The sequence below is a fragment of the Streptomyces sp. NPDC046261 genome (genome assembly GCF_040646235.1).
Lineage (GTDB): Bacteria > Actinomycetota > Actinomycetes > Streptomycetales > Streptomycetaceae > Streptomyces.
The window spans coordinates 1-25,116 of the sequence record NZ_JBEYZU010000019.1; the positions used below are offsets into that span (position 1 = coordinate 1).

Here is a 25,116-nt window from a genome sequence, read left to right on the forward strand (position 1 = left end):
CCGGTGGTAGAGGTCGGGCAGGTCCAGCACATGGCCGGTCTCGTGGGCGAGGACGTTGCGGTCCGGCGGGTGGTGTTCGAAGACGGTGACGACGCGGCGCAGGTCGCTGCCGTCGACCCGGATGGGCTCCTCCAGGTTGACGACCTTGGTGGCGTCGGAGTCGACGCCGGGGGCGTCGGGGTCGGCGACGAGGTAGACGAGGTTGTAGCGCCGGAAGTCCACCGTGCGGTCCGCGGCGGCGATGGCGTCGCGCAGATAGGCCGAGCGCCGCTCGCCGTCCCAGTCGCGCTGTATGTGGTACTCGCCGGAGGTGCGGGGCATCTGGAACCAGTGCTTGACCGGATGGACGCGCAGCGTGAACCGCCCGTAGGAGGCCCGCTCGAAGAAGCGGGAGGTGCCGGGGAAGTGGTCGGCGGCCAGCCGCTCGGGGGCGACGGTGGGCCGGGAGTCCGGGAAGGACAGGAAGATCATGACGGCGTCGAGCCGGCCGACCGGGCGCGGATAGTCCGGATTCCAGGTGTCGACCCCTTCCGAATGGTGCGCCTGACTGCGCGGGAGCGCACACGGGCCGCCGGGCCCCGCCGCGTGCGCCGGGGCGGCGACGACGGTCGTGGCGATGGCGCACAGGCAGGTGAGCATCGCGCCCAGGCGGCGCAGCCGGGACCGGTCCCCGCGGCGCGGCCACGGCCGGTCCACTCCCATGGGTGTCAGCGGACGCACCACGTCGACCTCCTGGGACGGAATCGGGAGACCTCACCCACCCTCTTGTTATTTGCGGTGTTATGCCCCGTTTCACTACCCCAGTCGAGTGACTAAGCCGACTTCTGGGTACATCACACTCGGTCACGGATGGTCAATCGAGAATGCCAGTCGAAGAGAAACGCCATGCGTCCTCAGGCATGAGTGCACACCGACGCGCATGGACGTACAGAAACGGTCGGACCCACGCCGACGGCTCCCCCACTCGCGGCCGGGCCGCTGGAACGGTCCCTGCGCGGGCTCTATGCTCGCCACACTTCGAGCACAGAATCCCCCTACAGGCGGCCATTTGCCGCCTTTTCCACCACGCGTACGAGACACACGAAACCCGCACGGGATTCCGTGCGGAACGAATGCACGCGGGAGCGAACGTTGAGCGGAACACTCGACGGCCAGGGCGCCACGCCCGATTCGAAGCCGCCAGTCGTCACGCAACGTCACGTCACTTCGAATGAGTTCCGCGCCGCCTTCCGAGCCGCGCACCTCGGTATGGCCGTCGTCGGCCGCGACGGCCTCGTACGCACCGCCAACGACGCCCTCGGCGCCCTGCTGGGCACCGATCCCGCGCATCTGCAGGACTCCCCCGCCGCCGAGTTCACCGGCCTGCGCGAGGACTCCCGGACCTGGAGCGCCTACCGGGAGGTCCTGCTCGGCCGCCGCGACCGGCTGCACTGCACCCGTCGGCTCAGACAGTCCGGCGGGCAGGGGCTGTGGGCCGAGGTGACCGTCACCCCGCTGCCCGAGACCCCGGACGCGCTGCTGTCGGTCGCCGACATCAGCGACCGGCGCGATCTACGGGCCAGGCTGCGGCACTTGCGGATGCACGACCCGGTGACCGGGCTGCCCAACCGCAGCCTGTTCTTCGAACGCCTGGCCACCGCCCTGGCCGCGGCGGCCGTCGCCGAGGGCGGCAGCGGCCGGATCGGGCTGTGCTACCTGGACCTGGACGGCTTCAAGGCCGTCAACGACACCCTCGGCCACCGGGCCGGCGACCGGCTGCTGGGCGCGGTGGCCAGGCGCCTGACGGAGTGCGCGGCGCCCGGCGGCCACCTGGTGGCGCGGCTCGGGGGCGACGAATTCGCGTTGCTGGTCGAGGAGTCCGCCGGCACCGAGCAGCTGATCGACCTCGCCGCGTCCGTACAGGCCAGGCTCGCCCAGCCGTTCGAGGTGGCCGGGCAGCGGCTGGCGGTGTCGGCGAGCATCGGCGTGGTCGAACGCCCGGCGGCCGGGACGCACGCCACCGAGCTGATGCAGGCGGCGGACACCACGCTGTACTGGGCGAAGGCGGACGGCAAGGCCCGCTGGACCCTCTTCGACCCCGAGCGCAACGCCCACCGGATGACCCGGCAGGCCCTGTCGAGCACCTTGCGGCCCGCCGTCGACCGTGAGGAGTTCGCCCTGCAGTACCAGCCGCTGGTCGGCCTCGGCGACGGCGTCGTACGGGGCGTGGAGGCGCTGGTGCGCTGGCACCACCCGCAGTTCGGCACGCTCGCGCCGAACCGGTTCATCGGGCTGGCCGAGGAGACCGGCGCCATCGTGCCGCTGGGCCGCTGGGTGCTGGCGACCGCCTGCCGCCAGGCGCGCCGCTGGCAGCTCGACCACCCGGACGAACCGCTCGTCGTCAGCGTCAATGTGGCGGTGCGCCAGGTGTGGGACTCCGACCTCGTCGCGGACGTGGCCGAGATCCTCACCGAGACCGGGCTGCCGCCGAGCCTGCTGCAGCTGGAGCTCACCGAGTCGGCGGTGATGGGCTCGGCGGGCCGGCCGCTGCAGCAGTTGCAGGCGCTCAGCGACATGGGCGTCGCCATCGCCATCGACGACTTCGGCACCGGCTACTCCAACCTCGCCTACCTCAGCCGGCTGCCCGTCTCCACCCTCAAGCTCGACGGGTCCTTCGTCCACGGCTTCCGCGCCGAGGAACATCCCAACCCCGCCGACGAGACGATCGTCGAGGCGCTCGTGCAGCTCGCGCACCGGCTGGGGCTGACGGTCACGGCGGAGTGCGTGGAGAGCGCGGAGCAGGCCGAGCGGCTCGGGCGGATCGGCTGCGACACCGGCCAGGGCTGGTTCTACTCCCGGCCGGTGCCGGCGGACCGCATCTCCGCGCTGCTGAGCGCGGGGGTGCGGCCCTGACCGCGCGCTCCCGCTACGCCCCCGGCAGCCCGTACGCGTCGGCTATCAGCGCGTAGCTGCGCAGCCTCGCCTCCGGGCCGTGCGCGTTGGTCGTGATCATCAGCTCGTCGGCGCCGGTCGTCCGCACCAGCGCGTCCAGCCCCGCCCGCACCGCGTCCGGCGTGCCGTACACCACGTTGCGCAGCCAGTCCTCGACGAACTCCTGCTCGGCCGGGCCGAAGGCGTACCGCTCCGCCTCCTCCGGCGACGGCACCAGGCCGGGTCGTCCGGTGCGCAGCCGCAGCATCGCCAGGGCGCCGGTGAGGACCTGGCGGCGGGCCTCCTTGGCGTCGTCGGCGGCCAGCGCCTGGACGCCGATCTTGGCGTAGGGGCGGTCGAGGACGGCGGAGGGCCGGAAGGAGTCGCGGTACAGGCGCAGGGCGGGGACGGTGTTGGCGGCCGAGAAGTGGTGCGCGAACGAGAACGGCAGGCCCAGCAGCCCGGCCAGGCGGGCGCTGAAGCCGGAGGAGCCCAGCAGCCAGATGGAGGGGCGGTCGGCGCGCTGCACCCCGCCGGGGACCCGGCCCTGGACGGGCCCGGGGACGGCGTGGATGCGGGCGTAGGGGTGGCCGTCGGGGAAGTCGTCGTCCAGGAAGCGCGTCAGCTCCGCCAGCTGCTCGGGGAAGTCGTCGGCGCCCTCGGCGAGCCGGTCCTGACGGCGCAGCGCGGCGGCGGTCGCGCCGTCCGTGCCCGGCGCGCGCCCGAGCCCCAGATCCACGCGCCCCGGTGCGAGCGCCTCCAGCGTGCCGAACTGCTCGGCGATCACCAGCGGCGCGTGGTTGGGCAGCATCACGCCGCCGGAGCCGAGCCGGATGCGGTCGGTGTGGGCGGCGAGGTGGGCCAGGAGGACGGCCGGGGAGGAGCTGGCGACGCCGGGCATGGAGTGGTGCTCGGCGACCCAGAAGCGGTGGAAGCCGCGCCGTTCGGCGAGGCGGGCCAGCTCGACGGTGGTGCCGAAGGCCTGCCGGGCGGTCCGGCCGCTGCCGACGGTCGCGAGGTCCAGTACCGACAGCGGCACGGGGGCGGTGCCGAGGGGTTTCGCCCGGATGATGTCGTCCTGTACGTCGGCCACGGTGGCCCGCCTCCCTGATTCGGCTGAGTGTGCGCCGGAGCGCCGGTGCGCCCCGACCGGACACAACCGGAGTGCATCTCCGCTTATTCCGGCGCCCCCTCCCATGCCAACGGAATATGCCAAGGTCGTGAGGCCCAGGACAGGGGTACGCTCACGGCGGCGATTCTGCTCAACACCCTCTCCGCGCCACCGCTTTCGCCCTTATCGTGGACAGTGGTAGACCCACCGGAAACCGCTAGGGGGAGACCGTGGCGCTCAGGCCCGAGCCGACCGCACCGTTCCATTCGGTGCAGTACGCCTTGCGCGTGCTGGAGACGGTCGCCAAGTACACCGGCGGCGTGAGCGAGGCACAGATCGCCCGCGAGACCGGGCTGCCCGCCGGTCAGCTCGCCCACCTGCTGCTGATGCTCCGCCGCGAGGAGTACGTGGAGCGCACCGGCGACGGCGGCTACGTCACCGGCGAGTCCCTGGTCCTGCTGGGCGCCGGCGGGGACCGCAAGAAGGCCCTGGAGCGCAAGCTCCAGCGCTCCCTGTCCGCGCTGCGCGACCGGGTCGGCGCCGCCGTCTACCTCAGCAGCTATGTGGACGGCGAGATCCGGATCACGCAGTACGCCGACGGGCCGCGCACCCCCAAGGTCCACGAGTGGGTCGACTTCCGCTCCGCCGCCCACGCGATGGCGCTCGGCAAGTGCCTGCTCACCCAGCTCGACCTCGACGAACGGCGCGACCACCTCTCGCGCCACCGCACGGCACGGCTCACCTCCAAGACGATCACCAACGAGAGGGTGCTCTTCAGCAAGCTGGACGCCCAGCCCGTGAGCGTGCCCGTCCTCGACCTCCAGGAGTACGCGGTGGGCACGGTCTGCGCCGCCGTCCCGATCACCGCCGGGCGCACGGTCGGCTCGCTGGCGCTCTCCCTGCCGGTTCAGCACGCCCACCGGCTGCGGCAGGCGGCCGACACCCTGAACCGGCACGCCGCCCCGATGCTGCTGTCGATGGCGCTGTAGCGCCGCCAGGGGCCGGTGTGACAGGTGGTTCGGAGCACCTGTCGACATCAGGTAGAGTTTTCTCCGTCAGCAGGCGCCGCTAGCTCAGTTGGTTAGAGCAGCTGACTCTTAATCAGCGGGTCCGGGGTTCGAGTCCCTGGCGGCGCACAGACAGACGAAGGCCCTCACCGATCGGTGAGGGCCTTCGTCGTTCGGCCCGTAGCATGAGGACCGCGCCCGGCAGGCGCACCGGAGACCGGAAAGGAGAAGCACACGTGCCACAGCGTCGCCGCCCGACGGCAGCCGCCGTGCTCCTGCTCCTCCTCGCCGTCGTCTTCGCCCCCGCCCTCAGCGGCGCGCGCCCCTCCGCCTCCGCGCCGGCCGGCACCTCCGCCTTCACGGCCTTCGCAGCCGTCGCGGCGTTTTCTCCGGATCACGCCACCGGCCCGGACGCGGCCCTCGTCTCCACCTCCCGGCCCGAGGCCCGCCCGCGCGCGGACGCCACGGACACCGGCGGTGCCTGCCGCCAGCAGGACGTGCCCCTCAAGGGCGCCGAGATCGCTGTCGCCCCCGGCCACGGCGACCCCCTCACCGGCCCCGGCGCCACCCGCGTCGCCCTCCCGCAGTCGGAGGTCCCACGGGCCGGTGCGGGCCGGGCCCCGCCCGCGCCGGTCGCCGGCTGCGCCGAGCTGCTCCCCGTCCTACGGATCTAGACCCGCCCGCCACGGCCCCGCACGGGCCGCACTCCGGCATGCCCAGATCCCGTACGACCCATGGAGCTCCACCTCATGTCCGCACGCACCTCCACGCCCTCCCGTCGCATAGCGGCCGTCGGCGCCGTCCTCGCCCTCATCGTGGCGCTCGTCGCCGCGGGCATCGCCATCGGCAAGAGCGCGGGCGGCTCCGGCAAGGACAAGCCCTCCGCCGCCGACCAGCCCGCCTTCGACCCGCAGCAGCCGGTCTACGACCAGATGGAGAAGACCACCAGCCGCCGCAAGGACGGCGACCCGCTCGCGGTCGGCAGGACGGACGCCCCCGTCGTCCTCGTCGAGTACGCCGACTACCAGTGCTCGTACTGCGGCCGCTTCACCCGCGAGACCCAGCCGGAACTGATCAAGAAGTACGTGGACGAGGGCGTGCTGCGGATCGAGTTCCGCAACTTCCCGATCTTCGGCAAGGACTCCGAGCGGGCCGCCCGCGCCTCCTGGGCCGCCGGGCAGCAGGGCCGCTTCCGGCAGTTCCACGACGAGCTGTTCGCCAAGCTCCGCAAGGGCGACGCGCTGGCGGAGGACAAGCTCGCCGACATGGCCGGCACGGCCGGCGTGAAGGACCTCGACAAGTTCCGCGCCGACATGAACGGCTCCGACGCCGCCGCCGCGGTCAAGAAGGACCAGGAAGAGGGCTACTCCCTGGGCGTGCAGAGCACCCCGACCTTCCTCGTCGGCGGCCGGCCGCTGGCCGGCGCACAGCCGATGAAGGAGTTCGAGGCCGCCATCGCCCGGGCCAAGGCCGTCCAGGCGGCCCGGACGGATGACGCCGGGAAGAGCGACAAGTGAGCGACATCGGCTACCTCGCCGCCTTCCTCGGCGGCGTCCTCGCCCTGGTCAGCCCCTGCAGCGCGCTGCTGCTGCCCGCGTTCTTCGCCTACTCCCTCGCCACCCCCGGCAAGCTCCTCGCCCGCACCGGCGTCTTCTACCTGGGGCTCGCCACCACCCTCGTACCGCTGGGCGCGGCCTCCACCGCCGCCAGCCGACTCTTCAACGGCCACCGCGACGTACTGATCACCACCGGCGGCTGGGTGGTCGTCGCGCTGGGCGTCGCCCAGATCCTCGGCCTGGGCTTCGCCTCGAAGCGGGCCCAGGCGGCGGCCGGGCGCATCACCCCGCGCTCAGCGGCGTCCACCTTCCTGCTGGGCTGCGTGTACGGGCTCGCGGGCTTCTGCGCCGGGCCGATCCTCGGCGCGGTGCTGACCGTGACCGCCGTCGACGGCAACCCGCTGTACGGGGCGTCCATGCTCGCCGTCTACGCGCTGGGCATGGCGCTGCCGCTGTTCGTGCTGGCCCTGTTCTGGGACCGCTTCAAGCTCGGCAGCCGGGGCTGGCTGCGCGGCCGGGAACTGCGCCTGGGCCGGCTGCGGCTGCACACCACCTCCCTGGTGTCGGGGCTGTTCTTCATCGGGATCGGGGTGCTCTTCCTCGCCTACGGCGGGACGACCGGGCTGCCGGCGATCGTGGACGCCGAGCAGGAGTTCCGGCTGGAGGAATTCGCCTCCCGGGTGGGCAACGCGGTGCCCGACTACGCCCTGCTGGCGGTGATCGCGCTGGTGGTGGCGGGGGTACTGGGGCGGTTCGCGCTGCGGCGGGAGCCGGAGTCCGAGGACGACTGAGGCACGGCCGTGACCGCGCGCGGGTCTCCCCGCGCGCGGCCGCCCGCCGGAACGGGCCCTGAGCCGTCAGAACTGGACGTCGGAACAGGCGTAGAACGCGTTGTCGGTGTCGGCGATGGTCCACACGGCCACGACGAGCTGCTTGCCGGTCCTCCCCGCGGGGAGGGTGCCCTGGTGGGTGACGGTGGCGTCGGGCACCCGGCCGTTGTAGGGGACGGTCAGGAACGGCCGGGTCTCGAGTGCCGCACGGGTGAGCGGTCTCGTGGGGTCGTAGCCACTGCCGGTGAGGTAGTAGCGGAAGTCGGTGGTGGCGTGACGGGCGGTGAGCTTCCAGCGGAAGTCCAGGGTCTGGCCCGCCGTGACCTTGGTGGCGGGCCAGGTGCCGCCGCGGGGGTCGTCGAGTTCGGCGAAGCGGCTGTTGCCGCCCGCGCAGATGGTGCCGTCGGCCGGGCCGCGGGCCGGGAAGCCCTTGGGGCCCTCGACGGACTGGGGCTCCCACTGGATTTCGCCACAGTTCCGCACCGTGCCCTTGGCACAGAACACCTGGCGGCTGGTGGGTGAGTCGGTGTAGCCGTGACTGCCGGCACTTCCGGTGGAGAAGAGGGAGACACAGGCGACGCCCAGGCCGATGAACGCCGCACTGATCTTTTTGCGCATACGTCACTCCTCGAGAACGTGGGGGGTTCTGTGAGTCGAGTGGACTGCGGTCTAGACCAAGAAGGACGCTAGTACCGGCCAATAGTCATGTCCAGGCCAAAAGCGCGCCCTTGACACGCTTCGTTACCTCACCGTTCGCGCGATCGCTCAGCGTGCGGGCCGCTTCTTCGCCGGCTTGGGCCGGACGGGTGACGGCCGGCCGTACATGTGGGCGTCGTAGACGGAGAGGCGGGAGAGGCGGACCTCGGTCCCCGGCCGGGCCGCCTCGATGTACCGCCCGCCGCCCAGGTAGATCGCCACGTGGTGGACACCGGACGCGCGGCCGTTGGTGGACCAGAAGACCAGGTCGCCCCGGCGCAGCGCGCTGCGCGGGATGCGCCGGGTGGCGCGGTACTGGTCGGCCGCGACGCGCGGCAGCCGGATGCCGGCCCGGCGGTATGCCTGCTGGACGAGCCCGGAACAATCCCAGCGCCGCGGCCCGTCGCCGCCGTAGCTGTACGGCTCCCCGACCTGCCGCAGCGCGTACGCGACAGCCCGTTCCAGGCCCCGCTTCCCACTCCGACGGGCCCCGGACGCCGCGTTGCCGGCTTCTGCGGCGGTGGCCGTTTCGGCCGTGGTGGCCGCACCGGGCGCGGTCGCCTCGCCCGCGCCGCCGGCCGCGCCTGCCGCCCCTGCCGCCTGCGCCGCCCCCGCCGCCCCTGCCGCGCCTCCCGCCTGCGCCGCACTCGCCGCCCCCGCTGCCCCCGCCACCCCTGTCGCCCCTGCCGCGGGGACCACGTCCAGCACGTCGACCACGTCCGGTACGCCCACCGCCTCGGCGGTCCGTGCCGTCTCGGCGGCATCCTTGGCACCGGCGGCCTTGTGCGCCTCGGGGGCGACGGGCACCTTGGAGGCACCAGGCGCCTCGGAAGCAGCGTGCCACTCGTGCCCCCCGGCAGCGCCGGCCACCTCGGGCGCAGCACCCCCCTCGGGCGCAGCACCCCCCTCGTGCGCGCCGGGCACCTCCGGCGCCTCGCCCGTCTCGCGGGTGGCGGTCTCGCCCGGCTCCTGGCTCGGGGCGGGGTCCGCCGCCCCGGCGGCGGCCGGGGTGGCGGACGAGCCGGCGATCACCGCGGCGCCCACGGCCGCCACCAGGGCGCCCCGGGCACCGCGCGGGCGGCGCCGGGCGCCCTCGCCGGGTATCTCTTCCGGTATGTCGTCGGGCATCTCCCTGCTGCCTTTCCGTCGGTCCGCCCCCTCCGGCATCGTTCGGCACAGCTTCTCAACGACCGAAACAAACCGCATGTCGCCCGCCGATTACCGTACGTAGGGATAATCCGGGCAATTACGGATATGGCAGGCTGGTGGTCCGGAGCACCCCCGGGAATCAGGTAGAGTTTTCTCTGTCAGCAGGCGCCGCTAGCTCAGTTGGTTAGAGCAGCTGACTCTTAATCAGCGGGTCCGGGGTTCGAGTCCCTGGCGGCGCACGCGAGACTCAGGGCTCCTCACCGATGGTGAGGGGCCCTGAGTCGTTCCCCGAGCGGTGCGAACACACAAGCGTGTCAGATGTGACCACTTAAGCAACGTTCGTACGCATCTTCGTTCGACGTACCGCTTTGCCCGGTAAACACCTTGTTTCACCCTTGCGATCATGATGCGTGGTCCGAGATCCTGAACCGCACAGCTACACCCAATGTCACGTGCTGACCAGTGCGTTGGGTGGTGCCGGGGGGAGCCGGCACCGGCACGCCCGCACGGTCGAGGGGGTCGGCGGGCATGAACTGGCACACACGCAGTCACCATGCGTGCGGGGGGAATGACCCATGACGTCTACGCCTGCCGACGCCCGGCAGCAGACTTACGATCCATCGGTGACGACGCGTGTGCGCGTCCCCTCCCCGGCCGGTGAGGGGGACCGCCCGCAGCACACCGACCCGCCCCCGACGCCGCCGCACCGTCGCGAGCCGCTCCCGCGCTTCGACTACGAGCACTACAGCCGCCTGGCCGGCCCGCTGACCGACCCGGACCCGGGCCCCGGCCCGTATCGCGTCCGGTACCGCAGCCTGCTGGCGGACGAGCCGCACCGCGTCCAGGCGGCGCTGCTGCTGGGGGCGGCGCCCGTGGTCTCGCTCGCCCTGCTGGTGTGGCTGATGCAGCCCTCGCACTGGACCGAGCGGGAGAACGGCACCCTGCTGATGCGGGTCCTGGACGCCGTGATGCTGGTGTCCATCGGCCTGATCGAGCTCTTCCGGACCTTGAACGTCACCTCCAACGCCCACGCCACCCTCGTCGCCCGCGATCCGATACCGGTGGTCCCCGAGACCGGCACCAAGGTCGCCTTCCTGACCTCCTTCGTGCCCGGCAAGGAACCGATCGAGATGGTCACCAAGACCCTCGAGGCGGCCGTGCGGGTGCGCCACCGCGGCCCGGTCCACGTCTGGCTGCTGGACGAGGGCGACGACCCCGAGGTCAAGGCCGTCTGCGCGCGGCTGGGCGTGCGCCATTTCTCGCGCAAGGGTGTCGCGAAATGGAACCAGCAGAAGGGTCCGCACCGGGCGAAGACCAAACACGGGAATTACAACGCCTGGCTCGACGCCCACGGCGACGAGTACGACTTCTTCGCCTCCGTCGATACCGACCACGTACCCCTGCCCAACTTCCTCGAGCGGATGCTCGGTTACTTCCGTGACCCCGATATCGCCTTTGTCGTTGGACCGCAGGTGTACGGGAACTACGACGCGGCGGTCACCAAGGCCGCCGAGAGCCAGCAGTTCCTCTTCCACGCCCTCATCCAGCGCGCCGGCAACCGCTACGGCGCCCCCATGTTCGTCGGCACCAACAACGCCGTACGCATCAGCGCGCTCAAAGGCATCGGCGGGCTGTACGACTCGATCACCGAGGACATGGCCACCGGATTCGAGCTGCACCGGCACCGCAATCCCGGCACGGGAAGGAAGTGGCGCTCGGTCTACACCCCGGACGTGCTGGCCGTGGGCGAGGGACCGAACGCCTGGACGGACTTCTTCACCCAGCAGCTGCGCTGGTCCCGGGGGACGTACGAGACGATCCTCAAGCAGTACTGGAAGGGCCCTTTCAGCCTCTCCCCGGGGAAGTTCCTCAATTACACGCTGATGGTCATCTACTACCCCATGACGGCGATCAACTGGATGCTCGGCGCTCTCAGTTGCGCCCTCTTCCTGGGCCTCGGCGCCTCCGGCATCTCGATCAATTCCGAGATCTGGATGATGCTCTACAGCGACGCGGCGGCCCTGCAGATCGGCCTGTACATCTGGAACCGCCGGCACAACGTCTCCCCGCACGAGCCCGAGGGCTCGGGCGGGCTCGCCGGCATGGTGATGTCCGCGCTCTCCGCCCCGATCTACGCCCGTTCGCTCACGGACGCCGTGCTGCGCCGCAAGAGCAAGTTCGTGGTGACCCCCAAAGGCGACTCGGCCAGCCCCGACACCCTCTTCGGCACCTTCCGCATCCACCTCTTCTTCCTGCTGGTCTTCGGCGGGTCGCTGGTGGCGTCCTTCGTCCTCGGCCACACCCATGTCGCGATGCGCACCTGGGCATCGCTCGCGCTGGCGGTCACCGTGGCCCCGATCCTCGCGTGGTGGTGGACCGTGTACCGCGCCAAGCACCCCGAGGGAGCCCGTCGGCCATGAGATTCCAACCGAGCCGCCGCACCCGCCGCACAGCGGTCGGTGCGGCGGTCGTCATCGTCCTGGCGGGCATGAACGGGCCGGCGATCTGGGGATACGCCGCCGACCGGTACGAGAACTACAAGATCAATAAGATCGAGTACAAGGCGAAGAACGGCCACTGGGACGTCGTGGACGTCCCCAGGCAATACCGGATCAACACCATTCACGCCGCCCTGCTGCACACCGGCAAGGTGCTGCTGGTGGCGGGCTCCGGGAACAACGCCGCGAATTTCAAGGCCAAGTCGTTCCGCACGGTCCTGTGGGACCCGCGCAGGAACACCTTCAAGAACATCCCCACCCCCAAGGACCTGTTCTGCGCCGGCCACACCCAGCTGGCCGACGGCAAGCTCCTGGTGGCCGGCGGCACCCAGCGCTACGAAAAGCTGGAGGGGGACGTCACCAAGGCCGGCGGGCTGATGGTCGTCCACAATGAGAACCCCGACAAGCCGATGACCTTTCCGGCGGGAACGCGCTTCACCGGCAAGGCCAGCCACAAGACCTTCGAGTCCAAGGACGCGGTGCTCGTGCCGCGCGCCAAGAAGGAGGGCGAGGGCGACCAGGTCAAGGTCACGGCCAGCACCGCACGCGTCTATGTGGAGGCGCTGGAGAAGGGCCACGAGTATCAGACCGGGGCCACCGACAATTTCCGCATCGAGGGGCTCACCGGCACCGACGCCCAGAACTTCTACGGCATCGCCAACAAGCTCTCCTTCGACAAGAAGGATTTCCAGGGCATCAGGGACTCCTTCGAATTCGATCCGGTCGCCGAGCGCTATGTCACGGTCGACCCGATGGAGGAGGCCCGCTGGTACCCGACCCTGACGACCCTTCAGGACGGCAGGGTGCTGTCGGTCTCCGGGCTGGACGAGATCGGCCAGGTCGTCCCCGGCAAGAACGAGATCTACGACCCGGCCACCAAGAAGTGGTCCTACCTGCCCAAGGAGCGGTTCTTCCCCACGTATCCCGCGCTCTTCCTCGCCGGCAAGGACAAGGTCTTCTACACCGGCTCCAACGCGGGCTACGGCCCGGCCGACAAGGGCCGGGTGCCCGGCCTGTGGGACGTGGCGAGCAACGAGTTCACCGAGGTGCCCGGCATCAGCGATCCGCAGATCCTGGAGACCTCGATGTCCGTGCTGCTGCCGCCCGCCCAGCAGCAGCGGTACATGGTGCTCGGGGGCGGCGGCGTCGGCGAGGACCGCAAGTCCACCGCCAAGACCCGCATCGTCGACCTGCGGGACGAGAAGCCCCGCTTCCACGACGGGCCCGACCTCTATGCCAAGGTCCGCTATCCCAGCAGCGTCATCCTGCCCGACGACACGGTGCTGACCACGAACGGTTCGGGCGACTACCGGGGCCGCAGCGACTCCAACGTTCTGGAGGCCGAGCTCTACGACCCCCGCACCAACTCCACCCGTCCGGTCGCCGACCCGCTGGTGGGCCGCAACTACCACTCCGGGGCGCTGCTGCTGCCCGACGGGCGCGTGATGACGTTCGGCTCCGACTCCCTGTTCGGGGACGCGGCCAACACCAAGATGGGGACGTTCCAGCAGCAGATCGACCTCTACACCCCGCCCTACCGCTTCCGCGACACCCGCCCCGAGATCAAGGACGGCGGGGTCCGGACCGTGGGGCTCGGGGAACGCACCACGTACCGGACGAGCGATCCGAAGAGCATCACCAGGGCGCGGCTCATCCGGCCGGGATCGTTCACGCACGTGACCAACATCGAGCAGCGTTCGATCGCCCTGGACATGGAGAAGTCGACCAACGGCGTCACCCTCACCGTCCCCAGGGACCCGGCCCTGGTGCCCCCCGGCTGGTACATGCTGAACGTGATCGACGACAAGGGGACGCCCTCGGAATCGGTGTGGGTCAAGGTCCCGGTGGCCGAGACTCCCCCGGCGGACGGGGAGGCGTCGTGAGGGACGTGCGGGACGTGCGGGACGTGCGGGAGATGAGAGAGGGGCTCAGCGGGCGTTGCGGGCCAGTTCGAGGGCGTAGGTCTCCCACCACTGTCCGGCGTCCGGGCCGCCCTTGCAGGCGCCGTCCGACTCGCCCGGCCGCTTGACCCACAGATAGGCGTCGACCTGGGCGTCGCCGGTGCGGGTGGTCGGGGGCTCGCCCAGGGCCCGGCCCGAGGGGTTGCACCAGGCCTTCTCGTGGTCGGCGCCGGACAGCGGGCCGTTGCCGTTGCGGCTGGTGTCGATGACGAAGTGCTTGCCGCCCACGAGGCGGGAGAGCCGGTGGCCGTAGTCCTTGCTGTCCTCGGTGGTCTGGAAGTTGGAGACGTTCAGCGCGAAGCCGTCGGCCTGCTCGATGCCGGCCCGTCGCAGCGGTTCGGCCATGCGGTCGACGGGGGTGACCCAGCTGGGGTTGCCGGCGTCGAGGTAGACCTTGGTCCTCGGCAGTGCCTTGAGCTTGCCGACGGCCTCCTTGAGCAGGGCGAACCGCTCCTCGTGGTACTCCTGCGGCGTGCAGCCGTCCTCCATGTGCGGCAGCGCGTCCGGCTCCAGGATCACGGTGGCGGCGCGGTCGCCGATGCCCCGGACGGCCCGGTCCAGCCAGGCGCGGTAGGCGTTGCCGTCGGAGGCGCCGCCCTGGGAGTACTGGCCGCAGTCGCGGTGCGGGATGTTGTAGAGCACCAGCAGGGCGTCCCGGTCGGCCTTGGCGGCGGCCTCGGTGAAGCCGCGCGTCTGGCCCTCGGGGTCGTCGATGCCCACCCACTCCGCCACCGGCTGGCTGGCGATCTTCTGGATCAGCTCGGCGTCGCTCTGCTTGCCCTTGCTGCGCAGCCGGGCCGCCTCCTTGGCCGCCGTGCCGTCCGGATTCACCCAGAACGGTGACCGGGCCTTGGGCTGCTGGGAGGTTCCGAAGGCGGAAGGGGCGCTCTTCTTGGGCCGGTCGTCCGAGGAGGAGCAGCCGGCGACCGCGAGAAGCAGGAGCACCCCCGCCACTGCTGTGCGCGCCGGCGCCCTGCGGCCCCGGCGCGTGGGGCCGGTGTTGCTGCCGTACATCCACTCCCCCTTGGGTGTACTGCCGGTGGAGGTGCCGTTGGAGGTGCTGTGCCCATGCTGGCACAGACGTGCCCACGGCCGTGGGCGGTCGTGTCACGACACGGACCCTCATCGCCCTCTTGGGCGACGTCCGTTCGACTCCTCACCCGCTCTCATCCGGAGCGGGAGACGCCGGTCAGGTAGGCGGAGACGACGATGTTGGCGCTGTAGGAGCGCCGGGCGCGGTCGTAGTCGCCGCCGCAGGTGATCAGGCGCAGCTCCGCGCGGCCCTGTTCGCGGGGGCCGTAGACCTTCGCGGCGTCGAAGCGGTCCTTGGTGAAGACGGAGACGTCCTCGACGGTGAACTCGGCGGTGGAGCCGTCCGCGCGGTCGACGCCGATCTTCTGGCCGCGCCGGAGGGTGCCCAGTTCGTAGAAGACGCCGGGTGCGCGGTCGGTGTCCAGGTGGCCGACGAGGACGGCCGGGCCCGGGGCGCCGGGAGCCGGGCCGTCGCGGTACCAGGCGACGGTGGCGGCCCGGTCGTACGGGGGCGGCTCGACGGCGCCGGCGCGGTTGAGGCCGTGCTCCTCGACGACGGCGCGGACGTGGGTCGCCTTGATGGTCAGGCGCTCCGGGCGGGCGGTGGGCAGGGGCTGGTGGGGTGGGGGCAGTGCCTCGCCGGCCGGGCGGCCCACGGCGGCGACGTCGCCGGTCGTGGGGGAGACGCCCAGCGGCACTTCGGTGATGTCGCGGCCCCACAGCCACAGGGCCAGCAGCAGTGCGGCCCAGGCCGCCCCGGTCAGGAGGCGGCCCGCTCCGCTCGTAGGGGCTTCGGACATGGCGACGGATGGCCTTCCGGTTCGCGGGGGCTCACCGCTGTGCCGCGTTGGTGCGCCGCCGGTACCAGATCAGGGCGCCGGCGATGGCCGCGGTGGTGCCGGCCAGGACGAGCCCGGGGGTGTCGGGGGCCTCGGCGGTGCCCGCGGGAGCGGTGCCGCCGGCTCCGGCGGGGACGGGGGCGACGGGTGAGGAGTGCGGGTAGGGGTGGTCCCGGCCGTCCTGATCGCCGTGCTCACCACGGTCGCGGTCGGTACGGGCATCGGGGTGGTCGGGGCCGCCGGCGTGGTCGGCGGTGCGGGAGCCGGACGGGTCGCCGAGGTCGCTGCCGTCGGTGACGACGGTCAGCTTGCCGACCGCCGTGGCGTCGTAGCCGTCGCAGTGGACGCGGACCGGGTAGGTTCCGGCGGACACGGTCTCGCGGACGGTGGCCTCGGCGAACATGCCGGCCGAGTCCTTGGCGAGCTTGGCGTCGGCGACGAACGCCTCGGAGGTGGCGGTCGCCCGTTGGCTCGCGCAGCCCGAGACGCGCAGCTGTACCTCGGCGCCGGGTCTGCTGGTGACAGGGGTGAGCTCAATGGTTCCGGACATGGTGACGGGGCCGTCATGGGCATGCGCGGGGGCCGCGAAGACGGCGGCGGCGGCCGTCAGGGCGCCGCAGAGGGCGAAGCGGACTGAAGCCATGGTGAACCTCCTGATATCCAGAGGTTCACCGGCGGAGCGGGGGCTCGCATCCGCTCCGTAGCGCTATTGCTCCATTTGGCGACCGCCGGAGGTCCTTACCGGGGCCTGCGGCGGTCAATGGGTCATGGCGGTGCCCGCGGCGGGCGCGGTGGGCTCAGATCAGCTCGACGAGGTCCGCGATGGAGTCGACCACCCAGGACGGCCGGAAGGGGTGGAGCTCGACCTCCTCGGCCCGGGTGAGGCCGGTCAGGACCAGGAACGTCTCCATGCCCGCCTCCAGTCCGGCCAGGATGTCGGTGTCCATCCGGTCGCCGATCATGGCGCTGCTCTCGGAGTGGGCGCCGATGGCGTTGAGGCCGGCGCGCATCATCAGCGGGTTCGGCTTGCCGACGAAGTAGGGCTCGCGGCCGGTCGCCTTGGTGATCAGGGCGGCGACGGAGCCGGTGGCGGGCAGGGCGCCCTCGGCGGAGGGCCCGGTCTCGTCGGGGTTGGTGGCGATGAACCGGGCACCGTTGTTGATCAGCCGGATCGCCTTGGTGAGCGCCTCGAAGGAGTAGGTGCGGGTCTCGCCGAGCACGACGTAGTCGGGGTCGGCGTCGGTGAGGACGTACCCGATGTCGTGCAGGGCGGTGGTCAGCCCGGCCTCGCCGATGACGTAGGCGGTGCCGCCGGGGCGCTGGTCGTCCAGGAACTTGGCGGTGGCCAGTGCGGAGGTCCAGATGTTGGGCACCGGCACGTCCAGGCCGATGCGCTGGAGGCGGGCGTGCAGGTCGCGGGGGGTGTAGATCGAGTTGTTGGTCAGCACGAGAAAGGGCTTGCCCGACTCCCGGAGGCCCTTGATGAAGGCGTCCGCGCCGGGGACCGGAATGCCCTCGTGCATCAGGACACCGTCCATGTCGGTGAGCCAGGACTGGATCGGCTTGCGCTCTGCCACTGCGGGACTCCTGCCGTGCTGTGCCCATCGCTGGGACCCGGGGAAACGCCGGGACGGCACCACTCGTGCGCCGTCCCGGCACCTCCAGCGTAAACAGTGGTCCGCGCGGGCCTTCCGGGCGGCGGCCGGGGGTGCGGGTCAGCGGGGGCGGCGGGCCAGCCTGCGGGCGCCGAGCAGCAGCGCCGAGCCGCCGGCCAGCAGGGCGCAGGCGGCGGCGCCGAGGCCGAACAGGGGGAGCGAGTCGCCCGTGTCGGCCAGGACGGGCGGGGGGTCGTCGTCGTGCCGGCCGGCCCCGCCGTCGGCGGGCGCCGTCCGGGCTGTGCTCTCGGGGCGGGCGGCGGGTGCCGCCTGCTCGACGGCGAAGGTGTAGTCGTCGGACTCCCCCACCCAGGCGCCGTCGTCCCCGCGCTTCTGCACCGCCGTGACGTTGGCGGTGACCGGCCCCTGGGGCGCCTCGTCGGTGAAGGTGAGCCGCAGGGGGACGGTGACGGCTCCGTGCGGGGGTACATCGAAGCCGGGAAAACCGGGGGAGCCGGGCGAACGGCCGTCCAGCACCCCGACGTTCTCGGCCTCGTCGGTGCGCTCGAAGGCGACGGGCAGCCAGCGCGAGCTGCCCGGGTCGTAGAAGTCCAGGTGGAAGTGGCCGGGTTCGAGCGCGCGGCCCTTGTCGGCGAGGACGGCGACGGGGTGGACGGCCCGGCACTCGGCGGCGGTGGCGTTGCGCAGCTCCAGCTGCCAGGTCTGCGGCGCGGCGCCGCGTGCGTAGACCTCCGGTCCGCCGCTCAGCCGTGAGGTGATGGGGAATTGGGCGCTGTGGGGGTCGCCGCAGTGGGGCTGCGGGGTGTCGGCGGGGGTACGGGCGGCGCCGGCGGCCGCGCCGAGCGTCAGGACGGCGGCGCCGACGAGGAGGGCTCGCCGGACGGGCCCCGGCATCCGGGGCGGGGACAACGCGAACATCGCAGCCATCGCGGGTCCTTTGCGGGTGGGGGCTCCGGCGGGTCGTACGGGCTCATCCCATCCGCCCGCGCCGGATGCCCGCCGCGCCGCGCGGGGGTGTGCGTCCGACCGGGCGTCACATGCCACCCGGTAGGACGATTGTCGTTTCATCCGGCCGGGTGTCCGCGGGGGTGCCGGGGGCCGGTCCGGGGCGGCCGAACAGGGGAGCGAGGACGAGCTCGGCGGCGCCCTCGACGACGGTGCGCTCCGCGCCGGGGGCGACGGCCACGGGGACGGTGGCGGGGAGTTCGGCGCGTACGCCCCGTACGTAGGGACCGGCGTCGGCCAGGACGGTGCGGCCGCCGAGCAGCACGAGGTCGATGTCCAGCAGTTGGACGAGGTTGGCGGCGGCGACGCCCAGGAGGCGGGCGGCGCGGGGGGTGTCGCCTTCGGCGACGGCCCGCAGGCACAGGACCTCGACGCAGCCGCGCCGGCCGCAGGGGCACGGGGGCCCGTCGAGCCGCAGCACCTGGTGCCCGAACTCCCCGGCCGCGGTCCTGGCCCCCCGGTGGACGCCGCCGCCGAGGACGAGGCCCGCGCCGAGGCCGCTGCCGAGGTGGAGGTAGGCGAAGGAGCCCGCGCCGGGGGCGGCGGCGTGCGGGCCGCGCAGGAGGCCGAGGGCGGCGGCGTTGGTGTCCTTGTCGAGGACGACGGGCAGGCCGAGGCGGTCGGCGAGGGCGGCGCGCAGGGGGAAGCCGTCCCACTGCGGGAAGCCGGTGACGCGGTGCAGTACGCCGCCGCGGTGGTCGAGGGGGCCGGGGGCGGCGACGCCGACGCCCAGGACGCCGGGGGCGTCGGCGCCGGCCCGGAGGGCGCTCACCTCGGCCGCCACCGCGTCGAGCACCGCCGGGGCGCCCGCGCCGAAGGCGAGGGGGGCGGTGCGGGTGGCGACGGGGGCGCCCGCGAGGTCGACCAGGGTGGCGGTGACGGTGTCGCGGTCGAGGTGGAGGCCGACGGCGTGCGCCGCGCCGGGCACCAGGCACCAGGCGGTCGCCGGCTTGCCGCCCGTGGAGGTGCGGCGGCCCGCCTCGGCCGCGAGGCCGGCCGTCCGCAGCCGGGCGGTGATCTTGCTGACGGCCTGGGGGGTCAGCCCGGCGCCCGCGGCCAGCTCCGCCCGGCTGGCTCCGCGCTCGCCGGCGTCGCGCAGCAGCCCCAGCACGACGGCGGTGTTGTGGTCGCGCAGGGCGGCGAGATTGGCGCCAAGATGGCCGGTACGGAGGGTGTTCACACCGGCCATTCTCCCCTCCGCTTGCACTTACGCAACACTGTTGCCAAAGTGGGGCGCATGGACGACACCACCGGCACCCCGCACGCCCCCTTCCGCGTCGGCCTCATCGGCTACGGCCTGGCGGGCTCGGTCTTCCACGCCCCGCTCATCGCCACCACGGACGGGCTGGTCCTCGACACGGTGGTGACCTCCAGCCCCGAGCGCCAGGAACAGGCCCGCGCCGAGCACCCCGGCGTGCGTACCGTCGCGGGCACGGACGAGCTGTTCGCCCGCGCCGGCGAGCTCGACATCGTCGTCATCGCCTCCCCCAACCGCACCCATGTGCCGCTCGCCCGCACGGCCCTCGAGGCCGGGCTGGCCGTCGTCGTCGACAAGCCGCTCGCCGCGACCGCCGCCGAGGCCGAGTCGCTGGCGGCGCTCGCCGACAGTCGGGGCCTGCTGCTCAGCGCCTTCCACAACCGCCGCTGGGACAACGACTTCCGCACCGTCTCCCGGCTCATCGCCGACGGCGCGCTCGGCCAGGTCCAGCGCTTCGAGTCCCGCTTCGAGCGCTGGCGCCCCCGCCCCAAGGGCGGCTGGCGCGAGTCCGGCGACCCGGCCGAGATCGGCGGCCTCCTCTACGACCTGGGCAGCCACCTCGTCGACCAGGCCCTGACCCTCTTCGGCCCGGCCGCCGCCGTCTACGCCGAGAGCGATGTGCGCCGGGCGGGCGCCGAGGCCGACGACGACACCTTCATCGCCCTCACCCACCGCGACGGCGTCCGCTCCCACCTGTGGATGAGCGCGACCACCGCCCAGCTCGGTCCCCGCTTCCGGGTGCTCGGCGACACCGCCGGGTACGTCAAGTACGGGCTCGACCCGCAGGAGGGCGCGCTCCGCGAGGGCCTGCGGCCGGACGGCTCCGGGCCGTGGGGCGTCGAGGCCGACTCCTCATGGGGGCGCCTGGGCGCGGGCGAGTCCCCGCTGACCGGCGGCGGCGAACCGGTACCGACCCTTCCGGGCGACTACCCCGCCTACTACGCCGCGATCGCCGAGGCCCTGCGCACCGGCGGCCGGCCCCCGGTCACGGCCGGCGAGGCGGCGGCGGCCCTGCGCGTCCTGGAGGCGGCGAAGGTCTCGGCGGAGCAGGGCCGCACGATCGCGCTGGACGGCGCCCGGTGAGCGAGGAGACCGAGCGCCTGGAGGACGACGAGCGCCGCCTGGTCCTCGACCGCTTCGACAACGACGACGCCTGGCGGCTCGGTTCACTCCTGACGGACCTGGCCCGCGAGCGCGGCGCACCGGTCACCGTCGCCGTCTTCCGGGGCGCCCAGCGCCTCTTCCACTGCGCGCTGCCCGGCACCAGCGCCGACAATGACGCCTGGGTGGAGCGCAAATGCCGCGTCGTCGAACGCTACGCCGCCTCCTCCGCTCTGGTCGGTGCCCGGTTCCGCGCCAAGGGCCGCGCCTTCGAGGAGGCGTCCCGCCTCGATGCCGACCGCTATGCCGCGCACGGCGGCGCGTTCCCGCTGCGGCTGCGCGGCACGGGCGTGATCGGGGCGGTGGCGGTGTCGGGTCTCTCACAGTCCGAGGACCATGCCCTGGTGGTGGAGGGGCTGGCGCGGTTCCTGACAAATCGGTCAGACAATTGATGCCTATAGTTGGCGGGTGTTTTCGCGAATAGGCTGCAGAACTGAGTTCGCGGCGTGGCGTCAACCCCGGACGCTCCTGTGGGCCACGGCGGGTGTGGTGACCCTCGGGTTCCTCATCACGCTGGAGATCGCCGCGCGTCGCTACGCCGGCGTGCCGGGGCCGATCACCAACCAGGTGCGCGAGGTGATCTTCGCCCCCAAACCGGGGCCGCTGTACGGCGGTATGGCGTTGATGATGGTGGTGCTCACCTGGCGGCAACGGTTCATCGCGGCCGGCGCGGCGATCGGCATCGACATCGTCTTCGTGCTCGTGCGGTGGGCGATCGACGCCGACGTGCCCGAAGGCCACTTCTTCGGCAACGGCGCGTTGTGGGTGATGCTGGGCTGTGCGTTCATCGCGGTCACGCGCCGCACCGGCCCCGAGCGGGTTCTGCTGCTGAAGGGCGTCGGGCTGGGCCTGCTGCTGGTGGCCGGCCGCAAGACGGGCGACACCTGGCTACTGCTCACCTCGAAGACCCGCCCGGCGGTGCTCGACCCGTACCTGGCCACCGCCGACCACGCGCTGGGCAACCCGTCGTGGCTGGCAGGCCGGATCCTCAAGGCCAGCGGCCCGATCAGCACCCACCTTCTCGACGTGGTCTACGCCCAGCTCGCGATAGCCGCGATAGCCGTCGCGCTGTACCAGCTGCGCAACGTGGCGGCCGAGCGCCGCTTCCCGCGCCACCATCTGGTGCGCACCTTTCTGGTGATCGGCCTGCTCGGGCCGGGCATCTACATGATCTTCCCCGTGGTCGGACCGATCTTCGCCTACGGCCCGGGCACCTCCGGCACCGGCGGCGTGCAATGGGCGGTGGCCAACCTGTGGCCGCACACGCCGCCGCCGGTCCTCACCCCGCACCCGGTGCCGTACGACGCGCTCACCCCGCGCAACTGCATGCCCAGCCTGCACACGGCGTGGGCCACCGCGATCTTCATCCATACCCGCAAGGGCCCCCGCCTGCTGCGCTTCGCGGGAGCGTTCTGGCTGGTCGCCACGCTCAGCGCGACGCTGGGATTCGGCTACCACTACGGCGTGGATCTCGTCGCCGGTGTGGTGTTCTCGCTCACGATCGAGGCGGCTCTGCGCTCGATCGAACGCGGCTGGGACCGGTCAGGAATCCAGCTGGTCACCTACGGTGTGACGGTCTTCGCCGCGCTCTTGGCGTCGTACCGCTATCTGCCGATGGAGATGGCCAGGCATCCGTGGGTGTTCGGCCCACTGCTCATCCTGGCCATGACCTCAGTGATCTACGGCTACGTACGGACCACCAAACGGTGGGAACCGCAGGCGGCGAAGGCCGCCCCGGCGCTGCGACGGGAACCGCAACCCGAACCGGTGTGAGCCCCGGACCGGCCCGTCACTGGCCCACCCTTCCGTCGACGCACTCGCGCAACAGGTCGGCGTGGCCGCAGTGCCGGGCGTACTCCTCGACCCTGTGCACCATCAGCTCCCGGACCGCGATCCCGTCCTTGCCCACCCGCGCGCCCAGGTCCGGGTGCGCGGCCAGCGCGGCGTCGGTCGCGGCCTGCTCACGCTCCAGATCGGCGAACGCGGCGTCGACCACGGCCCTGTCGGCTACTGCTCCGTCGAAGTCCGCGTCCCGCTCGCCGTACAGCTTGGGCAGCGGGTCACCGTCGCTGATCCAGTTGCGCCAGTCCCGTTCCACCTCGGCGAGGTGGCGCACCAGGCCGAGCAGCGACATCGTCGACGGCGGAACCGACCGGCGGGCCAGCTGCTCCGCGTCCAGGCCCTCGCACTTCATCCGCAGGGTCATGCGGTAGTTCACCAGGAAGTCCTGCAACGTCGCCGGCTCGCCGTCCGGACTGGGGCCTTCGCTGTTGCGGGGGTCGTCGTCCGGATCGGCCCACATGTCGGGGTAGACGGTTGCCTGGCTCCATCGCGCGGGTTCGTCACTCATGCGTCGCATGGTCGTGCGCGACGCCCCACGCCCGCCAGTGAATTATCGCTCCGCCACGGGTGCCGCCGTCACCCCTGCCCGGCGGCCGTACGGGCGTAGTGCTCGGCGATCTCGTCGCTGGTCGTCAGCCAGACGCCGGGGTGGCCGGCGATGTGCTCGAGCGCCTGGTCCAAGTACTTGTGCCGGAACGGCTGGTTGATGACGAACGGGTGCAGGACCAGCGACATCACCCGGCCGCTGTCCGCCGCGTCGGCGTAGAGCTGCTCCAGCTGGTCCTTGACGATCTGGACGAAGTCCGGCCCGCTGAGGCTCTTGCCGACGAACAGGCTGATGTCGTTCACCTCGATGGAATACGGAACGCTCAGCATCCCCGGCACGTTCAGCCGGTAGGGCTGGTCGTCGTTCGACCAGTCCATCACATAGCTCAGACCGAGCTCGGCGAGCAGTTCCGGCGTCCGGTAGGTCTCGGTGAGTGCCGGCCCCAGCCAGCCGCGCGGCCGGCGGCCGGTGGCCTTCTCGATGGTGCCGATCACCTCGGCCAGATAGGCGCGTTCCTCGTCGGGCGTCATGTCGGCCTGGAAGACGGAGTTGTTCTTGCCATGGGCGGCCCACGCCCAGTCGCGGTCCCGGCCGGCCCGGATGATCTGCGGATAGCGCTCGGCGACGTCGGAGTTGAGCATCACGCTCGCCCGCATCCCGTACCGGTCGAGGCTCTCGATCAGCCGCCAGATGCCCACCCGGGGGCCGTAGTCGCGCCAGCCGTAGTTCAGCGGGTCCGGCGCCAGGTGCGCGGTGCCGGGAAAGATGCTCGTCGAGGGGCGGTCGACCTGGTAGTGCTCGACGTTCAGCCCGACGTAGAAGGCGACGCGGGCGCCACCGGGCCAGTGGATCGGCTCGCGCTCCACGATGGGGCTGTAGGGGAAGAGTGCGTTGTCCATGTCCGTATGCTCGAACCTTCACATTAATGTGAGGGTCAACGCGGGCTGCTGTGAGGTGGGGCACATGCGCATCGGGGAACTGTCCGAACGCACCGGCACGTCACGCCGGTTGCTGCGCTACTACGAGCAGCAGGGCCTGATCGCCGCCGCCCGTTCCGCGAACGGCTACCGCGAATACGACGAACGCTTCGTGGACCGGGTCCTGCAGATCCGGGGCCTGCTCGACGCCGGCCTGCCGACCCGGATCATCAAACAGATCCTCCCGTGCCTCGACAAGCCCCGGAACATTCACTTCTCCGACGCGACACCGCAGATGCTCGCCACGCTGGAGCGTGAACGCGACCGCATGACCCGCCGCGTCGAGTGCCTGACCCGCAACAGGGATGCCATAGCCGACTACCTCGACGCGGTGCGCGCCGGCGCCGGGGCGTAAGCGGCACGGGTGCGGCGGCGGTTGTCGGCTTCGGGTGCTCGCCGCGACGCGGTGACCATGGAGACGTTGCGCACGGCCGCGAGGTCCGCGGCGCGGCGGGCGGCGGGTGACGGTGTGATCGCCGCGGGCAGCCCGGAGGGGCGGATGGCGGCGTAGTCGTCGAAGCGCCGGGTGCCGCAGCGGTCGCAGCGCGACTCCCCGCCGGTGCGGGTCCAGCCCACGAGGTGGGGGCAGTTGCTCATGAGCCGCCCTGTGGCGCGGGCGGTACGGCGGGCGCTCACCGGGCACGCCCGCTCGGCAGCAGGTGCGCGTCGCGGAAGTGCCGCCGCACGGCGATCGTGGCGTCGTCGGCCGCGTCGGTGTCATCCCCGGCCGCCGCCGCCCGCCGCGCCGCCTCGAGCCGCGCGCACTCGCCGCAGCCGACGGGCGAACTGGCCGCGCCGGCGCCCAGGCCGACGGCGTCCCGTTCCGCGCGGGTCGCCAACCGCAGGGCGGAAGCGGGAACTTCCCACTGCAGGCCGCCGCCGGGCCTCTGCACCTGTACGCGCGCATCCGCGCCGCCGACCACCTGTACGAGTTTGTTTTCGCGGGTGTCCACCACGTAGGCGCCGTTTCTGTACGTCATCCGATCCCCCGGAGCGCGTTGCGGCGCCACTTAGCCCCGCCCTGCGCGGAAGTTGACGCCGCCGCTACGTGCTGTAGCGGCAGGTTCACGATGCACCTGAGGTGCACCAGGCAGCAACCCGTAGATCTGCAAAATGCAGCA

At 72.1% G+C, this 25,116-nt stretch carries 24 protein-coding genes, 2 tRNA genes and 1 pseudogene; 13 read left to right on the forward strand and 14 right to left on the reverse strand.

The window, feature by feature from the left end:
• Positions 1-702: pseudogene (locus tag ABZ956_RS25285) on the reverse strand (peptidase M6); the annotation flags it as partial.
• A 429-nt stretch (positions 703-1,131) separates the two neighbouring features.
• Between ABZ956_RS25285 and ABZ956_RS25290 the strand changes: the two are divergent.
• On the forward strand, positions 1,132-2,892 hold the full coding sequence (locus ABZ956_RS25290; protein WP_361897932.1) for an EAL domain-containing protein: 1,761 nt from the start codon (positions 1,132-1,134) through the stop codon (positions 2,890-2,892).
• Between the two features lie 13 nt (positions 2,893-2,905).
• Here ABZ956_RS25290 and ABZ956_RS25295 read toward each other — a convergent pair whose 3' ends face one another.
• Positions 2,906-4,003, reverse strand: coding sequence for an LLM class flavin-dependent oxidoreductase (locus ABZ956_RS25295; RefSeq protein WP_361897935.1), 1,098 nt, complete (start codon positions 4,001-4,003; stop codon positions 2,906-2,908).
• A gap of 248 nt (positions 4,004-4,251) precedes the next feature.
• Between ABZ956_RS25295 and ABZ956_RS25300 the strand changes: the two genes are divergently transcribed.
• The 5 genes from ABZ956_RS25300 (at position 4,252) to ABZ956_RS25320 (ending at position 7,375) form a co-directional block, all read left to right on the forward strand.
• A complete protein-coding gene (locus tag ABZ956_RS25300) occupies positions 4,252-5,010 on the forward strand; it encodes an IclR family transcriptional regulator C-terminal domain-containing protein (protein ID WP_361897938.1) in 759 nt (252 codons plus the stop codon).
• A gap of 73 nt (positions 5,011-5,083) precedes the next feature.
• A tRNA-Lys gene (locus ABZ956_RS25305) sits at positions 5,084-5,157 on the forward strand.
• A 107-nt stretch (positions 5,158-5,264) separates the two neighbouring features.
• On the forward strand, positions 5,265-5,702 hold the full coding sequence (locus tag ABZ956_RS25310) for a hypothetical protein (protein WP_361897941.1): 438 nt from the start codon (positions 5,265-5,267) through the stop codon (positions 5,700-5,702).
• A 75-nt stretch (positions 5,703-5,777) separates the two neighbouring features.
• Positions 5,778-6,545, forward strand: a complete 768-nt coding sequence (locus tag ABZ956_RS25315) for a DsbA family protein (protein ID WP_361897944.1) — start codon at positions 5,778-5,780, stop codon at positions 6,543-6,545.
• Complete coding sequence (locus tag ABZ956_RS25320) at positions 6,542-7,375, forward strand: cytochrome c biogenesis CcdA family protein (RefSeq protein WP_361897947.1); 834 nt, start codon at positions 6,542-6,544, stop codon at positions 7,373-7,375. Before ABZ956_RS25315 ends, ABZ956_RS25320 begins: the two co-directional genes overlap by 4 nt.
• A gap of 66 nt (positions 7,376-7,441) precedes the next feature.
• Here ABZ956_RS25320 and ABZ956_RS25325 read toward each other — a convergent pair whose 3' ends face one another.
• Together ABZ956_RS25325 and ABZ956_RS25330 are read right to left on the reverse strand one after the other, a co-directional pair.
• Positions 7,442-8,032 (reverse strand): lytic polysaccharide monooxygenase auxiliary activity family 9 protein, encoded by a 591-nt coding sequence (locus ABZ956_RS25325; protein ID WP_361897950.1) that lies wholly within the window; start codon positions 8,030-8,032, stop codon positions 7,442-7,444.
• A 147-nt stretch (positions 8,033-8,179) separates the two neighbouring features.
• On the reverse strand, positions 8,180-9,238 hold the full coding sequence (locus ABZ956_RS25330; RefSeq protein ID WP_361897953.1) for a C40 family peptidase: 1,059 nt from the start codon (positions 9,236-9,238) through the stop codon (positions 8,180-8,182).
• Between the two features lie 186 nt (positions 9,239-9,424).
• Between ABZ956_RS25330 and ABZ956_RS25335 the strand changes: the two genes are divergently transcribed.
• The 3 genes from ABZ956_RS25335 to ABZ956_RS25345 all read left to right on the forward strand — a co-directional run bounded on the left by ABZ956_RS25335 (position 9,425) and on the right by ABZ956_RS25345 (position 13,640).
• A tRNA-Lys gene (locus tag ABZ956_RS25335) sits at positions 9,425-9,498 on the forward strand.
• A 336-nt stretch (positions 9,499-9,834) separates the two neighbouring features.
• A complete protein-coding gene (locus ABZ956_RS25340; protein ID WP_361897956.1) occupies positions 9,835-11,679 on the forward strand; it encodes a cellulose synthase catalytic subunit in 1,845 nt (614 codons plus the stop codon).
• Entirely contained in the window at positions 11,676-13,640 is a 1,965-nt protein-coding gene (locus ABZ956_RS25345; protein ID WP_361897959.1) for a kelch motif-containing protein, read from the forward strand. Before ABZ956_RS25340 ends, ABZ956_RS25345 begins: the two co-directional genes overlap by 4 nt.
• 45 nt (positions 13,641-13,685) lie before the next feature.
• Here the strand turns inward: ABZ956_RS25345 and ABZ956_RS25350 are convergent, their stop codons facing one another.
• The 6 genes from ABZ956_RS25350 to ABZ956_RS25375 form a co-directional block, all read right to left on the reverse strand.
• Complete coding sequence (locus ABZ956_RS25350; RefSeq protein ID WP_361897962.1) at positions 13,686-14,732, reverse strand: glycoside hydrolase family 6 protein; 1,047 nt, start codon at positions 14,730-14,732, stop codon at positions 13,686-13,688.
• A gap of 152 nt (positions 14,733-14,884) precedes the next feature.
• Positions 14,885-15,550 (reverse strand): class F sortase, encoded by a 666-nt coding sequence (locus ABZ956_RS25355; RefSeq protein WP_361897965.1) that lies wholly within the window; start codon positions 15,548-15,550, stop codon positions 14,885-14,887.
• A 31-nt stretch (positions 15,551-15,581) separates the two neighbouring features.
• Positions 15,582-16,232, reverse strand: a complete 651-nt coding sequence (locus ABZ956_RS25360; RefSeq protein ID WP_361897968.1) for a hypothetical protein — start codon at positions 16,230-16,232, stop codon at positions 15,582-15,584.
• A 154-nt stretch (positions 16,233-16,386) separates the two neighbouring features.
• Positions 16,387-17,166, reverse strand: coding sequence for an HAD-IIA family hydrolase (locus ABZ956_RS25365; RefSeq protein ID WP_361897971.1), 780 nt, complete (start codon positions 17,164-17,166; stop codon positions 16,387-16,389).
• A gap of 138 nt (positions 17,167-17,304) precedes the next feature.
• Complete coding sequence (locus ABZ956_RS25370; RefSeq protein ID WP_361897974.1) at positions 17,305-18,132, reverse strand: hypothetical protein; 828 nt, start codon at positions 18,130-18,132, stop codon at positions 17,305-17,307.
• A 106-nt stretch (positions 18,133-18,238) separates the two neighbouring features.
• Complete coding sequence (locus tag ABZ956_RS25375) at positions 18,239-19,390, reverse strand: ROK family transcriptional regulator (RefSeq protein ID WP_361897977.1); 1,152 nt, start codon at positions 19,388-19,390, stop codon at positions 18,239-18,241.
• A gap of 57 nt (positions 19,391-19,447) precedes the next feature.
• Here ABZ956_RS25375 and ABZ956_RS25380 point away from each other — a divergent pair, with 57 nt between their 5' ends.
• The 3 genes from ABZ956_RS25380 to ABZ956_RS25390 all read left to right on the forward strand — a co-directional run bounded on the left by ABZ956_RS25380 (position 19,448) and on the right by ABZ956_RS25390 (position 22,402).
• A complete protein-coding gene (locus ABZ956_RS25380; RefSeq protein ID WP_361897980.1) occupies positions 19,448-20,551 on the forward strand; it encodes a Gfo/Idh/MocA family oxidoreductase in 1,104 nt (367 codons plus the stop codon).
• Positions 20,548-21,021, forward strand: coding sequence for a heme-degrading domain-containing protein (locus ABZ956_RS25385; protein WP_361897983.1), 474 nt, complete (start codon positions 20,548-20,550; stop codon positions 21,019-21,021). The genes ABZ956_RS25380 and ABZ956_RS25385 overlap by 4 nt, the downstream gene beginning before the upstream one ends.
• A gap of 94 nt (positions 21,022-21,115) precedes the next feature.
• The gene (locus ABZ956_RS25390; RefSeq protein WP_361898180.1) at positions 21,116-22,402 is read left to right on the forward strand and encodes a phosphatase PAP2 family protein; all 1,287 of its coding nucleotides are present in this window, start codon (positions 21,116-21,118) and stop codon (positions 22,400-22,402) included.
• 16 nt (positions 22,403-22,418) lie between these two features.
• On the opposite strand, the gene ABZ956_RS25395 is transcribed toward ABZ956_RS25390, so the two are convergent.
• Both ABZ956_RS25395 and ABZ956_RS25400 read right to left on the reverse strand, forming a co-directional pair.
• Positions 22,419-22,988 carry a DUF664 domain-containing protein gene (locus ABZ956_RS25395; RefSeq protein ID WP_361897986.1) on the reverse strand — a complete coding sequence of 190 codons (570 nt, stop codon included), beginning with the start codon at positions 22,986-22,988 and terminating at the stop codon, positions 22,419-22,421.
• 59 nt (positions 22,989-23,047) lie between these two features.
• Complete coding sequence (locus tag ABZ956_RS25400; protein ID WP_361897989.1) at positions 23,048-23,917, reverse strand: polysaccharide deacetylase family protein; 870 nt, start codon at positions 23,915-23,917, stop codon at positions 23,048-23,050.
• 64 nt (positions 23,918-23,981) lie between these two features.
• Between ABZ956_RS25400 and ABZ956_RS25405 the strand changes: the two genes are divergently transcribed.
• Entirely contained in the window at positions 23,982-24,350 is a 369-nt protein-coding gene (locus tag ABZ956_RS25405) for a MerR family transcriptional regulator (RefSeq protein WP_361897992.1), read from the forward strand.
• Here the strand turns inward: ABZ956_RS25405 and ABZ956_RS25410 are convergent.
• The gene (locus tag ABZ956_RS25410) at positions 24,314-24,592 is read right to left on the reverse strand and encodes a DUF6255 family natural product biosynthesis protein (RefSeq protein ID WP_361897995.1); all 279 of its coding nucleotides are present in this window, start codon (positions 24,590-24,592) and stop codon (positions 24,314-24,316) included. The genes ABZ956_RS25405 and ABZ956_RS25410 overlap by 37 nt on opposite strands.
• 35 nt (positions 24,593-24,627) lie before the next feature.
• Positions 24,628-24,975, reverse strand: coding sequence for a hypothetical protein (locus ABZ956_RS25415; RefSeq protein ID WP_361897997.1), 348 nt, complete (start codon positions 24,973-24,975; stop codon positions 24,628-24,630).
• Between the last annotated feature and the right edge of the window lie 141 nt (positions 24,976-25,116).

Bases quoted from the DNA above. Each gene is read 5' to 3' on its own strand.
- ABZ956_RS25315 (WP_361897944.1), top strand. From the start codon at position 5,778: ATGTCCGCACGCACCTCCACGCCCTCCCGTCGCATAGCGGCCGTCGGC.
- ABZ956_RS25325 (WP_361897950.1), bottom strand. From the start codon at position 8,032: ATGCGCAAAAAGATCAGTGCGGCGTTCATCGGCCTGGGCGTCGCCTGT.
- ABZ956_RS25330 (WP_361897953.1), bottom strand. From the start codon at position 9,238: ATGCCCGACGACATACCGGAAGAGATACCCGGCGAGGGCGCCCGGCGC.
- ABZ956_RS25340 (WP_361897956.1), top strand. From the start codon at position 9,835: ATGACGTCTACGCCTGCCGACGCCCGGCAGCAGACTTACGATCCATCG.
- ABZ956_RS25345 (WP_361897959.1), top strand. From the start codon at position 11,676: ATGAGATTCCAACCGAGCCGCCGCACCCGCCGCACAGCGGTCGGTGCG.
- ABZ956_RS25350 (WP_361897962.1), bottom strand. From the start codon at position 14,732: ATGTACGGCAGCAACACCGGCCCCACGCGCCGGGGCCGCAGGGCGCCG.
- ABZ956_RS25355 (WP_361897965.1), bottom strand. From the start codon at position 15,550: ATGTCCGAAGCCCCTACGAGCGGAGCGGGCCGCCTCCTGACCGGGGCG.
- ABZ956_RS25360 (WP_361897968.1), bottom strand. From the start codon at position 16,232: ATGGCTTCAGTCCGCTTCGCCCTCTGCGGCGCCCTGACGGCCGCCGCC.
- ABZ956_RS25370 (WP_361897974.1), bottom strand. From the start codon at position 18,132: ATGGCTGCGATGTTCGCGTTGTCCCCGCCCCGGATGCCGGGGCCCGTC.
- ABZ956_RS25380 (WP_361897980.1), top strand. From the start codon at position 19,448: ATGGACGACACCACCGGCACCCCGCACGCCCCCTTCCGCGTCGGCCTC.
- ABZ956_RS25395 (WP_361897986.1), bottom strand. From the start codon at position 22,988: ATGCGACGCATGAGTGACGAACCCGCGCGATGGAGCCAGGCAACCGTC.
- ABZ956_RS25400 (WP_361897989.1), bottom strand. From the start codon at position 23,917: ATGGACAACGCACTCTTCCCCTACAGCCCCATCGTGGAGCGCGAGCCG.
- ABZ956_RS25405 (WP_361897992.1), top strand. From the start codon at position 23,982: ATGCGCATCGGGGAACTGTCCGAACGCACCGGCACGTCACGCCGGTTG.
- ABZ956_RS25410 (WP_361897995.1), bottom strand. From the start codon at position 24,592: ATGAGCAACTGCCCCCACCTCGTGGGCTGGACCCGCACCGGCGGGGAG.
- ABZ956_RS25415 (WP_361897997.1), bottom strand. From the start codon at position 24,975: ATGACGTACAGAAACGGCGCCTACGTGGTGGACACCCGCGAAAACAAA.